The organism is Paraburkholderia sp. CI2 (assembly GCF_014201055.1).
Taxonomy (GTDB): Bacteria; Pseudomonadota; Gammaproteobacteria; order Burkholderiales; family Burkholderiaceae; genus Paraburkholderia; species Paraburkholderia tuberum.
Genome location: NZ_JACHDL010000001.1, coordinates 553,417 through 565,854 on the forward strand (window position 1 = coordinate 553,417; position 12,438 = coordinate 565,854).

Below are 12,438 nucleotides of genomic sequence, written 5' to 3' on the forward strand. Positions count from 1 at the left end.
GCGAGCGTTCCAGGTTATGGTCAGAAAGGCCACCAGCCCTTACCGCCGTTGCCTGCATCATGGTCCGGGTGCGACCCGTCATTATGCCCGTGCGTGTCGGAGTCCCGGTCGAAGTCGAAAAGATCGAACAGGTCGCCGATCGCGGGCGCATTGACCGGCACATATGGGTTATCGCTGTGCTGGACCGGGTTCGGCAAGTTGTCACGACTACGTCCGGTAATCGGTGGCAGCCCCCAGTTGCGTTCGATGAACTTGACCAACGACGCGTGATCCGCATAGCCGTGCGAAATGCGCCCGCCAGCGGAATACTTCGACACTGCGATCATCGGGATACGCGAGCCGTCACCAAAGTAGTCGATGGGCTGCACATAGCCGGAATCGTAGTAGCCGCCGCCCTCGTCGGTGGTGATGAGGATCGCCGTGGTGGCCCATAGCTTCGGATCGCTCTTCACCGCGTCGACCAGTTTTCGCACGAATGCCTCGTAAAGCCCAAACTTCGACGATGTCGGATGCCCATCGAGCAGTCCGCCAGGCTTCACGAACGACACAGCTGGCAGCTTGCCCGCCTGGATATCCGCGTACAGGTCTGGTAAGTCCGCAAGATGTGTGTCCCGGACGTGCTTGTTCGTCATGATCGACGTCTCGTACAGGAACGGATTGCAGATGTTGCAGTAGACGCTTGTCGACGGATCCTTGATGAAGCTGTTCCAGCCCTCCCCGTAGTACTTCCACGGGATCTTGCGATCAAGCAGCGTGTCTCCGACGGTGCGCACGGGTGACGGGGGGATCGTGAACGGCGACTTCGTTGTGTCGAGCACCGTGCCGTCGCCGTTATATCCCGGGTTGTAATTGTTGAGCAGGTAATAGTGCTTCGGCGCGCAGTTCGGCTTGGGATCGTAGGGCAGCGATTCAAGGTATTGGCGGATCGCGCCGACGCCGGGCTGGCCCGGGTCCGAACAGTTGCTATAGCTGCCCCCCGAGTAACCGTCCTGGGTGTACCAGTTGTTGGTGCCGGCCAACGGATCAGGGTTCTCGATCTGATCCGACGGCGGCGTTGCCGCATTGCCGCTGCCGTCGGTGTAGTAGTACGCATCAGCCGCACCGATCATGATGCTGTTCGCCCCGGTTCCGCCCATCACCGGTTGGTGATAGTTATCGCTCATCGCGTATTGCTGGGCCAGTTTCGTGAAGTACGGCATGTCGCCGTTGTTCACGTTGTAGAAGCCGAGCGCATTCGAGCCTTCGCCGGTGGTCTGATCGGTAAAAGGCGTCGGTTGCGGCTTGCCGTTGCTGCCCGCGCCGATGGTGGTTTCCACCCAGGCGAACAGATCGCCGAGGCACCCGCTCGGATTCTCGCGGCTCGCATGTGCGACGGCACAATCCGCTTGCTGCCACGCCTGATAGAAGCGGTGCACCGGACCGCCCATGTACGCATCGTAGAGTGGCGGCTGCAACAGATATGGACCGCTCGGCAACGCGTTGTAGTTGGCCACCCGCGAATCCTTTACATCCTTCGGCAGTCCTGTCGCGCCGCTCAGCAACTGATCGATGTCGGACGCCTCGAGTGCCGTGCCTTCGGCCTGCGCGGCCGCATCGTGAGTCGCGAAAGGTGGCGGACTTGCGTCGCTGGCCGCCGTCGGCGCACCGCCGGTATTGGGGGCCGGCAGCGGCATGTACGGCGTTTTGTTCGGCGGGGCTAACGCAAATTTTGCCGGTCCAACCAATTGCGCTTCGTATTGCTGCGCCTTGTTGAAGTTCGGGCCCGGCGAACCATCAGCATTGACGATGCCCCGCGACAGCAGATTCCACACTGATTGGCCTTGCGGGGGTTGGTAGGTGCCGAACACGTGGTCGAACGTTCGGTTTTCGCCGACAACGATGATCACATGCTTGATTGGCGTTAGGGTCTGGGCCGCATGATCGTCCCTTGCCGCAGACACCCCTGTGGGCATCGTAGCGAATGCGAGCGCGGCCGCTCCCGCAACTGCTGACATCGAAAGTCGTAGGTACAGCTTATTGCATCGTTGTGACAGGTGGAATGTCGCCATTTGCCGTCTCCTTACCGTTGGTTACAACGGTAAGACCTTAGGGTTCCTTCATGAACATGGAGAGTCGCTCGCATTACAGTTGGCTGTCGTCGGACTGCCTGAACGCATTGCGTCCACGATAGGGCGATTGATTACTGACAAGTGTCCGAAACGGCCGAACCATGGCTATGAATGGCCGGTTATCGACGTCGGCGGCATGACATTTGCGCTGGTCGAATGGGCTCGATGGGCGGCCGGGTTCGATACGGCTCGTTGATGATTGCTCGCACACCGCAATAGCGGTGGGATAAAAACATTGCAACCGTATGACAGCGGGCGCGGTTGTTTATCGACGTGTAGCACCGTATGCTTGGATACGTCGCTTTCCGTTCGTCAACTTCGAGAAGGTCATTCAGTCATGAACGAATACTGCATGTTCAAGGGAAAACTGCTGCGCGCGGCGCCCTTCAAAGATTCGTATATAGGCAGTCCGCACTATGTGATCACGGTGACCGGCAACGACAACACGCCATTCAACATCGTCGTCAATTCGGCGTCGACGCAACCGGGCGCAAGCGGCAACGACGACGTGTACTTCTATGCCGATCTGAACTTCGCCGATCCACTCACCGCGAAACTGCAGCCCCTGAACCTCGGCCTCTACACGAGCGGCTTTCCACGGCTCGATTACTTCCAGGACAGCAGCCTGCTCGACATTCACCGCATGCGGCCGGTCCCCTACGAGGATCAAAACGGCAACCGCGCCGACGTCAACGACATCATCGACGAAATCCTCACCATCGACGAAAGCAAGCCGTCGCAAAGTCTGCCCTACGACAACGGCAGCGGCCAGTTGCACAACCGCGATTTCTGGACACCGACCACCGCGGGCATCGTGGTCTATGGGTTCGGCTTTCTGTTTCTGCCGAAGAAGGACGGTCTTCACGAGACTCACATGAATCAGGGCAATCCGCGCGGCCCGCATTACAACGAAAACGGCGCGTTCCAGGACGGCGCGGTGATCGTGCAGCGCGCCGATGGGTTTGCCGCGATGTTTACCGCGTTTCAGACACAGTATTTGCCGACCAATGCGGCCGGCGATCCGGCGGCGAATGCAGTGGCGTTGCCGGTTTATATTCAGCGAGGTTGATAGCGTCGCTCGTGCATGGGGCAAGTGGAAACCGCCGCGATGCGCGAGAAACAGGTTCTTGCAAAGGGGAAAATCAGATCGCGCGCCAAAGTCCCTCGCGATACGAACGCATCGCGAGAGACGTCGCGTCGATCAGCGCGCGCTCGCGGCGCCTCGACGCGGAATATGCCGCTGCACCACCGCCAGCGCGATCAGCACGATGACCATTGCGATACCGAGCATCAGCAGATAGCCCGGCGCGCCACCGGCCGTGATCACCGCGGCACCGGCGAATGCGCTCAGAATCGCGCCGACGCGGCCGAACGCGAGTGCCGACGCGGTGCCCGTCGCCCGCACGCTGGTCGGATAGACGTATGCGCACAGCGCGTACATCGTCGATTGCACCGCATTGACGAACAGCCCGTGCAAGCCGAGACCGACGATCATCAACGCCGTATGCTGCGTCGCGCTGACGCCGAGCAGCATCCATGCACTCGCGACGCCGCCCGCGCAGCACAGCAGCAGCGGCCAGCGCGAGCCGTAGCGCCCGATCGCCAGCGCGCACAGCACCGCGCCGATTACGCCGCCGAGGTTGTACGCGCTCAGGCCATAGCCCGCGAGCGACACGCTCAAACCCTCACTCGTCAGCATCGACGGCAGCCAGCTGAACGCCGCATACACGGCGAGCAGGCACATGAAGAACGCGCCCCAGATCGCGACGGTGTCGCGCGAACGGCCATCGCGGAACAGCGCGGCAAAGCCGACGTGTTTCTCAGCGCTTTGTTCGCGCACATCGGTGAAGCTCGCATCGGCCGACACGTCGCGCGCCATGCGCCGCAGCAGCTTCACGAGTTCGGGCCAGCGATGCGGACGGCGTGCCAGAAAACGCGGCGATTCCGGCAGCGCCGCGAGCAGGACGATGGCGAGCACGAGCGGCAGCACACCACCCGCTACGAACAGACCGCGCCAGCCATACACCGGCAGCACCTGGCCGGCGAACAATCCGGCGACCATACCGCCCAGCGGCACGCACAGAATGGTCGCCGTCACCGCGAAGGTACGAAAACGCGCGGGCGTGAACTCGGCGGTCAGCGTGGTCGACGTCGGCAGCGCGCCGCCGATGCCGAGCCCCGCGATAAAGCGCAGCGCCGCAATGGCCGCGACGTTCGGCGCGAGACTGATCGCGCAGGTCGCCAGGCCGAACACGAACACGCTGCCGATCACGGCCCAGCGGCGGCCGAAGCGATCGGCGAACAGCCCCGCGAACGCGCTGCCGATACCCATGCCGACCAGCCCCGACGCAACCACCGGCGCAAACGCGTTGCGCGTGATGCCCCACTCCTTGATCAGCATCGGAATCGCGAAGCCGATCAACTGGCTGTCGAAGCCGTCGACGACGATCGACAGCGCCGCGAGCACCACCGCGATTTTCTGCAGCAACGTGTAGGGGCCGTCGTCGAGTGCATGACCGATGTCGACCGTGTTGCCGCCGCGCGCGATGCCGGCGGGCGCCGCGTCGTCGCGCGCGGTCGCGGTCGAGGCCGCGGCCGAAGCGGGAGGAACGAAACTCATGAACCTGTCTCCGTTGTTTGCGCTGCACGCGCGTTGTTCGATTTTTTTTGCTGTCGGCAGTACGGTGCGACGCGATGGCCCGCTTCGGCGAGCTGGCCCCCGAACAGCGAGCCCATCGCGACGCTCCTCACCAGAACGGATAGTGACGCGGCGTCGTTTGCAGCGTGACCCAGCGCAGATCGGTGAATTCCGCGATCCCCGCCTTGCCGCCGAAGCGGCCGAAGCCACTCGCCTTCACGCCGCCGAACGGCATCTGCGCTTCGTCGTGCACGGTCGGGCCGTTCACGTGACAAATGCCCGACTCGATGCATTTAGCGACGTTCAGCGCGCGCGCCGTGTCGCGGCTGAACACCGCCGCCGACAGGCCGTATTCGTTGTCGTTCGCACACGCGATTGCGGCTTCCTCGCCACGCACGCGCACGATCGGCTTGACCGGCCCGAACGATTCGTCGTGATAGATGCGCATGTCTCGCTCGGTCCGAGCGCGGACCACACCGGAAATGCGGCCGCGGCGGCATCGGCGGCGGCGACGGCATCTTCGACGGTCGCGGCCGGCGCGCGCGTCGCGACTTCGCCGTCGAGCGGGTTGCGGCGCTCGAAGGTCGCGCCGTTGCGCGCCTGTGTCTGCTCGCCGCCGATCAGCATCGGTACGCTTTTCATCGTAGGTCTCTCTCCTTTTCGTGAATGGGATGCGCCGTTACGCGACGATCGCTTCGACGAGCGTGGGACCGCTTTTCACGTCACCGTCGGTCAGCGCGCGACGCAACACGTCGGCAAGTTCAGCCGCCTCGCTGACGCGCGCGCCAGGGCAACCCATGCCCGCCGCGATCGTCACGAAGTCGAGGCCCGGCAGGTCCGTGCCCTGCACGGTCTCGCCAGGCGGGAAACCGAACACCGGCGCGAAATCCTGCAACGCCGCGTAGCGCGTGTTGTTCAGGATCACGAATGTGATCGGTAGCTGCATCTGCACCGCACTCCAGATCGCCTGAATCGAGTACATGCTCGAACCGTCGCCGATCAGCGCGATCACGCGCTCGCCCGGCCGCGCAAGCGCGACGCCGACCGCCGCCGGCATGCCGTAGCCGAGGCCGCCGCTGTCCATCGTCAGGAACGTGCCGGCGCGCGCGATCGGCAGATAGGTCTGCATGATGGGCCGCGAGCTCGGCGCTTCCTCGACGACGATGCCATCGGGATCGCGCACTTCGGCGAGTGTCTGCAACGCGAACGCGACCGACATCCGCTCGCCCCGCGCGGGCGGCAGCGCGCGCGGCGCCACCGCGCGCGGCGCGGGCAACTCACGCGCTTTGGGCGCGGCGCGCGCGAGCAGATCCTGCACGCCGAGCCGCACGTTGCCGACCGCGGCGATGCCCTGCGGCGTCCATGCGGCAATGCCCGGATCGTCGATCAACTGACACAGCCGCGAGCCCGGCGGCACATGCGGACCATTGCCTTCGACGTGATACGTGAACGCAGGCGCGCCGATCACGAAGATCGCGTCGTGCGCGCCGAGCAACTCGACGATGCGCTCACGCAGCGCCGGCAAAAAGCCCGCGAACAGGCGGTGCGTTTCGGGGAAGCTGCAACGTCCTGTCATCGGCGCGACGTAGACGCGCGCGGAATGCCGCTCCGCGAGGCGCACGACTTCAGCCGCCGCGTCCGCGCGATCGACCGCGCCACCGACCACGAACGCGGGCCGCTCGCACGCGTCGAGCACCGTGCCGATGCGTTCGAGCATCGCCGGATCGGGACGCATGATGTGCGCGACCTCGCGGTCGGCCACGCGCTCGGCAGTCTGATCCCAGTCGTCGGCGGGAATCGACACGAATACCGGACCGCGCGGCTCCTGCATCGCGATCGCGTACGCACGTGCGATCGCGAGCGGCACATCCTGCGCGCGAGCCGGCTCGATGCTCCACTTCACGTAGGGCTTCGGCAATTCGGTGGCCTGGGTCGCGGCGAGGAACGGTTCGAACGGCAGGATCGAGCGGGCCTGCTGACCCGCGGTGACGACGAGCGGCGTGCGGTTGCGAAACGCCGTGAAGATATTGCCCATCGCATTGCCGACGCCCGCCGCCGAATGCAGGTTCACGAGCGCCGCGTTGCCGGTGGTCTGCGCGTAGCCGTCGGCCATGCCGACCACGACCGCTTCCTGAAGACCGAGCACGTAGCGGAAATCCGCGGGGAAATCGCGGAACATCGGCAGCTCGGTCGAGCCCGGGTTCGCGAAGATCGACGTCATGCCGACGCGGCGCGCGAAGTCGATGACCGCGTCGCGTACGGTCCACGGCGTGCTCTGTTCTATTGCGTGTGCCTGATTCTGCTGCGGCGCGCTGCTTGTCATGCGAAGTCTCCTGTCTGGTGAGCGCGAAAAATCGAATGACCATTATCACGGCCGCCGGGGTAACCGAAAATTGCCCAATTCGCAAAAAGGCATTACCTTTCGGCATGACTTACAACCTGCAACAACTGCAGGCGTTCGCGGTGATCGTCGAGAGCGGCAGCCTCGGACGCGCCGCCGAAGCGCTGCACATCACACAGCCGGCCTTGAGCCGGACCATCCGACGTCTCGAGGAACAGGTCGGCGCGCCGCTGTTCGAGCGGCATTCGCGCGGCATGCATTTGACCGCGGTCGGCGAGGCGCTGCTGCCGCACGCGAACCTGTTGCAACGCGAAGCCGAACAGGCGCGCGAGGAAATCGACGCGATGCGCGGCCTCGCGCGCGGCACGATCCGCGTCGGCGCGGTCGGCAGCATCGCGAGCCTCGTGCTGCCGCTCGCGGTGAGCGGCGTGTTGACGAAATGGCCGAACCTGCGCGTGGAGATCATCGAGGGCGTGTGGGACCGGCTCGCCGATGCGCTCGTCAAACGTCAGATCGATCTCGCGCTCAGCATGGCCGTGCCCGATACCGACGAGATCACCGCGATTGCCGATTGCCGCTGGGAAGACGCGAGCTACGTGGTCGCCGCGCTCGATCATCCGCTGCGGCGCAAGCCCGACCTCACGCTCGCCGACACGCTGGGCGAACGCTGGGCGATTCCGCCACGCGGCACCGGCCCGTTCGAGCACATGCAGAGCGTGTTTGCCGCGCGCGGGCTGGGACTGCCGAACGTCGTCGTCGAAACGCGCTCGGTCACGGCGCTGAAGAGCCTGGTCGCGCGTTCCGGCTTTCTGAGCTGGATGGCGTCGACGATGTACGTGACCGAAAGCAAGGCCGGCGTGTTCGATACGCTCGGCGTCCCAGGCGTGGTCGGGCGGCGCACGTTGACCGCGTTCCGGCGACGCCAGGGGATTCTGCCGAGCCCGGCGGTCAAGCTGCTGGAGCAGTTGCGGCAGTTGACGGCGGAGGGTATGACCGCGGGTTGATCGTTTCCCGCACATGCTGCCACTTTCTCGGCGTTTACCCGATAATCGCGGGCGTCGCGACCTGGATAGCCGGCGGCTTGCAGACGGTGGAGATCGTCAGCGCGTTCGGCAAGGCATTCGCGGATAACCGCTACATGGGCCTGATCTGGCTCACGCTGTCGGTCATCGCGCTGCTCGAACGCAACGGTCTGAAGGAACAGGCGCGGCATCTGATCTCGCGCCTGCATGCGGCCACCACCGGCCGCGTGCTCTGATCACGCTGGTCGGTACGCTGACGCTCAAGTACGCGCCCTTCGTCGAAACGAAGAATCTGGTTTCTGCGGCACGCTGATGACGCCGATGGCGGCGAACTTCAACATCGTCCCCGCCGCGCTGCTCGAACTGAAGGACCAGAACGGCGTGATCAAGGCGCAATGGCCAACCGCTTTACTATTGCTGATCGTCAACACCATACTGTTGTACGTGTTCGTATTCCGCTTCTGAGGAGCCGCCGATGACCACCCAGCTCACCCGCGAATTCGCGTCCAGATTCGCCAATGTCGCGCTCGCCCACCTCACGCGCGAATATCCGAACAAGCTCACGCACTCGCTTGGAGGACCGCAGGACGTACAGGGTCCGCGCGCCTTGCATCCGATCTTCTACGGCAGCTACGACTGGCATTCGTGCGTGCACGGCTACTGGCTGATCCTGCATCTGCTCGAACGCTTCCCCGATCTGCCCGAGGCCGCGCGCATCGTCGCCGTGGTCGACGAGCATTTCACCGCGGCGAACGTCGCCGGCGAACTCGCGTATCTGGAGCTGCCGCACAACCGCGGCTTCGAGCGGCCGTATGGCTGGGCGTGGCTGCTCACGCTCGGCGCGCAGTTGCAGTCGATGAAAATCTCGGAAGCCGCGCGCTGGGCGAAGACGTTCGCGCCGCTCACCGAGGCGTTCGTCGAGCGCTTCGCGGAGTTCCTGCCGAAAGCAACCTATCCGCTGCGCGTCGGCACGCACTTCAACATGGCGTTCGCGCTCGCGCTGACGCTCGATTTCGCTCGGCAAACCTCGCGCGAATCGCTCGAGGCGCTGATCGTCAGCACCGCGGAGCGCTGGTATCTGGACGACGTCGCGTGTCAGGCATGGGAGCCGGCCGGCGACGAATTCCTGTCGCCGTCGCTGATGGAAGCGGAGTTGATGCGGCGTGTGTTGCCGTCGGCGCAGTTCGCCGACTGGTTCGGACGCTTCCTGCCGGACCTCGGCGCGAAAAAACCGGCGACGCTGTTCGAGCCCGTCACCGTGACCGATCGCAGCGACGGCAAGATCGCGCATCTGGACGGCCTCAATCTGAGCCGCGCGTGGTGCCAGCGTGCGCTCGCGCGTGCGCTGCCCGCCGGCGACGTGCGTCGCACCGTGCTGTTCGATGCGGCCGAGCGTCATCTGCACAGCGCGCTGCCGCATGTGACCGGCGACTACATGGGCGAGCACTGGCTCGCCACGTTCGCGACGCTGGCGCTCGAAGCTTGAGCGAACCGGGAACGAACTGAACCGGCTTTGAAGAGATAAAGCCATGCTGATTGGGCGCTTCAATGCGAAGCGCCCTTTTTATTGCCCGTTCAACAGTCCCTGCCTGCGGCGGTAAAATCGCGCAAGGCGATTGCGCCGCTTTAAAGGTGGAAGTTTGACTGAGTTCGAGCAGGGTTTCATTTTGACCCGACATTGGCGGGACACGCCCGCCGGCACGGAAATCGAGTTCTGGCTGGCCACGGACAGCGGGCCGCGCCACATCCGTCTGCGCCCTCAGCCGTCCGTCGCCTTCATTCCGGCCGAACATCGCGAACGCGCCGAAACGATCCTGCGCCGCGACGCGCCGCTCGATCTGCGTTCGCTCGAATTGCGCGACTTCCAGCATCGGCCGGTCAGCGGGCTTTACTGTGCGCAATACCGGCAATTGAAGGGCTTCGAGAAGCGCCTCAGAGAAGGCGGCGTCGATGTCTACGAAGCCGATATCCAGCCGCCCGAGCGCTACATGATGGAGCGCTTCGTCACCGCGCCGGTGTGGTTCAGCGGCGTGCCGCAGCAGAATGGTCCGGGGCTCGATGGCCCCTGGCTCGACAGCGAACTCAAACCGTCCCACGACTATCGTCCGCCGTTGAAGCTCGTGTCGCTCGACATCGAAACGAGCGCGCATGCCGAGCTATATTCGATCGCGCTCGAAGGCTGCGGCGAGCGGCAGGTGTATATGCTTGGGCCGCCGAATGGCAACAGCGGGAACATCGGCAACGTCACCGACGCCATCGACTTCAAGCTCGAATACTGCGAAACCCGCGCACAGCTGCTCGAAAAGCTGATCGAGTGGATGGAGCGGCACGATCCCGATGCGATCATCGGCTGGAACCTCGTGCAGTTCGATCTGAAGGTACTGCAACACCATGCCGAGCAGTATCGCGTGCCGCTGCGCATCGGACGAGGCGGCGCGGTGATGGAGTGGCGCGAACACGGCGTCACGCGCAATCACTTTTTCGCGGGCGTGGCGGGTCGTTGGGTCATCGACGGCATCGAGGCATTGCGTTCGGCGACGTGGAGCTTCCCGTCGTTCAGCCTCGAATACGTGTCGCGCTCGGTGCTGGGCGAAGGCAAGGCGATCGACAATCCGTATCAGCGGATGGACGAAATCCAGCGCCGCTTCGACGAAGACAAGCCAGCGCTCGCGCGTTACAACCTGAAGGACTGCGAGCTCGTCACGCGTATCTTCGCGAAGACCGAGTTGCTGCCGTTCCTGCTCGAACGCGCGACCGTGACCGGCCTGCCCGCCGATCGCAGCGGCGGCTCGGTCGCGGCGTTCACGCATCTGTACATGCCGCGCATGCATCGGCAGGGCTATGTCGCGCCGAATCTCGGCGACGTGGCCGGCGCCGCGAGCCCCGGCGGCTTCGTGATGGATTCGCGGCCCGGGCTCTACGACTCGGTGCTCGTGCTCGACTACAAGAGCCTGTATCCGTCGATCATCCGCACGTTTCTGATCGACCCGCTCGGTCTGGTCGAAGGCATGCTGCATCCCGACGACGCGAGCTCGGTGCCGGGCTTTCTCGGCGCGCGCTTTTCACGCACGCGTCACTGCTTACCGTCGATCGTCGCGCAGGTGTGGCAGGCACGCGAAGCGGCCAAGCGCGAGCACAACAAGCCGCTGTCGCAGGCGCTGAAGATCATCATGAACGCGTTCTATGGCGTGCTAGGCTCGACCGGCTGCCGCTTCTTCGATCCGCGGCTTGCGTCGTCGATCACGATGCGCGGCCACGAGATCATGCACACGACACGCGAGCTGATCGAGGCGCAAGGCTACGAAGTGATTTACGGCGACACCGATTCGACCTTCGTCTGGCTCAGGCACGCGCATGACGAGGAAGACGCCGCGCGCATCGGCCGCGCGCTCGTCGAACATATCAACGCGGCGTGGCGGCAGAAGCTGCAGGCGCGCTTCGGTATCGACAGTGCGTTGGAACTGCAATTCGAGCGGCACTATCGGCGCTTTTTCATGCCGACGGTGCGTGGTGCCGAGGAAGGCAGCAAGAAACGCTACGCAGGACTTACGGTATTGCCGGACGGCCGCGAGGACGTGGTCTACAAAGGGCTCGAAACCGTGCGCACCGATTGGACGCCGCTTGCGCAGCAGTTTCAGCAGGAGCTGTATCGGCGCATCTTCAAGCAGCAGCCGTATCAGGATTACGTGCGCGACTATGTGCGCGATACGCTCGCCGGCCGGCTCGACGATCAGCTCGTCTATCGCAAGCAGTTGCGCAGACCGATCGACGCTTACGAGCGCAACGTGCCGCCGCATGTGCGCGCGGCACGCGTCGCCGATGAGTTCAATCGCCAGCAGGGACGTCCGCTGCAATATCAGAACGGCGGCTGGATCAGCTACGTGATGACGGTGGCCGGCCCCGAGCCGCTCGAAACGCTGCGCTCGGCGATCGACTACGAGCACTATCTGACGCGGCAATTGCAGCCGGTTGCCGACGCGATTCTGCCGTTGTTACGCGACGATTTCACGACGCTGATGTCGGGGCAGAAGCAGTTGTTCTGATCGTGGCGGCGAACGCGCGGCTGCGAGCATGGACGAATTGCCTACTTCACCATGGACGGCGGCTCGGCCTCTTCATCGGAGTGCGTGTTATGCACAGCAAAGGTGCGGCAGGGCGAGTTGCCGCGGGTCGCGTATCGCATGCTCCGCGCTCTCCAGGCCGGCGTAAATCGACGGCGCAATGTAACTGTGCCGCTACATCGGGGATGGCTAAAAATGTCAATCAGACACCGGTAATCCGTGATTAAAGGCGGAAAAAAACTAATCCCTAGTTTTGATTTGCAACCCT

Annotated in this window: 7 protein-coding genes and 4 pseudogenes; 6 read left to right on the forward strand and 5 right to left on the reverse strand. The window is 64.0% G+C overall.

Translation table 11 applies throughout. The annotated features are described in order from the left end of the window. Positions 1–20: 20 nt before the first annotated feature. Complete coding sequence (locus tag HDG32_RS02440) at positions 21–1,886, reverse strand: alkaline phosphatase family protein (RefSeq protein ID WP_184062926.1); 1,866 nt, start codon at positions 1,884–1,886, stop codon at positions 21–23. 559 nt (positions 1,887–2,445) lie between these two features. Here HDG32_RS02440 and HDG32_RS02445 point away from each other — a divergent pair. After that, complete coding sequence (locus HDG32_RS02445) at positions 2,446–3,177, forward strand: DUF2278 family protein (protein ID WP_184062928.1); 732 nt, start codon at positions 2,446–2,448, stop codon at positions 3,175–3,177. A 132-nt stretch (positions 3,178–3,309) separates the two neighbouring features. Here the strand turns inward: HDG32_RS02445 and HDG32_RS02450 are convergent, their stop codons facing one another. The 4 genes and pseudogenes from HDG32_RS02450 to mdlC form a co-directional block, all read right to left on the reverse strand. After that, positions 3,310–4,728 (reverse strand): MFS transporter, encoded by a 1,419-nt coding sequence (locus tag HDG32_RS02450; RefSeq protein WP_184062930.1) that lies wholly within the window; start codon positions 4,726–4,728, stop codon positions 3,310–3,312. A gap of 127 nt (positions 4,729–4,855) precedes the next feature. Continuing rightward, positions 4,856–5,194, reverse strand: a pseudogene (locus HDG32_RS02455) (aldehyde dehydrogenase family protein); the annotation flags it as partial. A 56-nt stretch (positions 5,195–5,250) separates the two neighbouring features. Then, positions 5,251–5,388, reverse strand: a pseudogene (locus HDG32_RS37155) (hypothetical protein); the annotation flags it as partial. A gap of 37 nt (positions 5,389–5,425) precedes the next feature. Next, a complete protein-coding gene (gene mdlC / locus HDG32_RS02460) occupies positions 5,426–7,069 on the reverse strand; it encodes a benzoylformate decarboxylase (RefSeq protein WP_184062932.1) in 1,644 nt (547 codons plus the stop codon). A 104-nt stretch (positions 7,070–7,173) separates the two neighbouring features. Here mdlC and HDG32_RS02465 point away from each other — a divergent pair, with 104 nt between their 5' ends. From HDG32_RS02465 to HDG32_RS02485, 5 genes and pseudogenes are all read left to right on the forward strand, one after another. Beyond that, positions 7,174–8,091, forward strand: a complete 918-nt coding sequence (locus HDG32_RS02465; RefSeq protein WP_184032110.1) for a LysR family transcriptional regulator — start codon at positions 7,174–7,176, stop codon at positions 8,089–8,091. 44 nt (positions 8,092–8,135) lie between these two features. Beyond that, positions 8,136–8,342: pseudogene (locus tag HDG32_RS02470) on the forward strand (5-oxoproline transporter, DUF969 family subunit); the annotation flags it as partial. Positions 8,343–8,400: 58 nt separating this feature from the next. Then, positions 8,401–8,574, forward strand: a pseudogene (locus HDG32_RS02475) (5-oxoproline transporter, DUF979 family subunit); the annotation flags it as partial. A gap of 10 nt (positions 8,575–8,584) precedes the next feature. After that, positions 8,585–9,595 carry a DUF2891 domain-containing protein gene (locus HDG32_RS02480; RefSeq protein ID WP_184062934.1) on the forward strand — a complete coding sequence of 337 codons (1,011 nt, stop codon included), beginning with the start codon at positions 8,585–8,587 and terminating at the stop codon, positions 9,593–9,595. A 154-nt stretch (positions 9,596–9,749) separates the two neighbouring features. Next, on the forward strand, positions 9,750–12,152 hold the full coding sequence (locus tag HDG32_RS02485; protein ID WP_184062936.1) for a DNA polymerase II: 2,403 nt from the start codon (positions 9,750–9,752) through the stop codon (positions 12,150–12,152). The last annotated feature ends 286 nt before the right edge of the window (positions 12,153–12,438 follow it).